This is a genomic window from Brevibacterium sp. HMSC08F02 (assembly GCF_001807555.1).
GTDB classification, from domain to species: domain Bacteria; phylum Actinomycetota; class Actinomycetes; order Actinomycetales; family Brevibacteriaceae; genus Brevibacterium; species Brevibacterium ravenspurgense.
The window spans coordinates 1-590 of the sequence record NZ_KV789370.1 but is presented as its reverse complement, the minus strand read 5'-3'; the positions used below and the strand labels follow the sequence as shown (position 1 = coordinate 590).

The following is a 590-nucleotide window of genomic DNA, read 5'->3' as shown; positions in this document are numbered from 1 at the left end:
CACGTTTGCTGCCACAGTGTGGATCGGTAACACGACCCGTTATCACTGATGACTCTCTTGACGTGAACATTGCGGTCTGCGAACCATGCAGTCGCCCGGCGCAACACCCCTGCTGCGGTGACGGCCTTTTCATCATCGTGGATCTCTGCGTACGCCACCCGGGAATGGTCATCGACCACGGTGTGGACAAAGCAGTATCCCAACGCGGAGTGTCTGGACCGATCCTGTGGCTTGCCTTCTGTCTTTGCCCGGTTGAGGAAACCCTGAGCCTTGCCGACAAACCGCCACCCACCACCATCGGGGATCTTGCCGAACTTCGTCACATCCACATGGAGTAAGTCCCCCGGCTGATCATGTTCATAACGACGCACGACCTCACCGGTGGCACGGTCAAGATACGACAGCCGGTTCAGCCGGCAGCGTGTAAGCACCTGATGCGCTGTTGACGGCGCCACACCGCACAGAACAGCCAACTGCGCAGGTCCGATGCGTTTACGCAACCGCAGCGACACGATGCGTTTGACCACCTTAGACGTGGTCTTATTCGGGCTTGTACGGGGTCGGGAAGAACGATCCTGCATGCCTTCACC

Annotated in this window: 1 protein-coding gene; it reads right to left on the bottom strand. The window is 58.6% G+C overall.

Annotation, left to right across the window (positions count from 1 at the left end):
- Nucleotides 1-590: DDE-type integrase/transposase/recombinase (locus tag HMPREF3172_RS10350; protein WP_141741638.1), on the bottom strand; the 590-nt coding region annotated here is incomplete at both ends.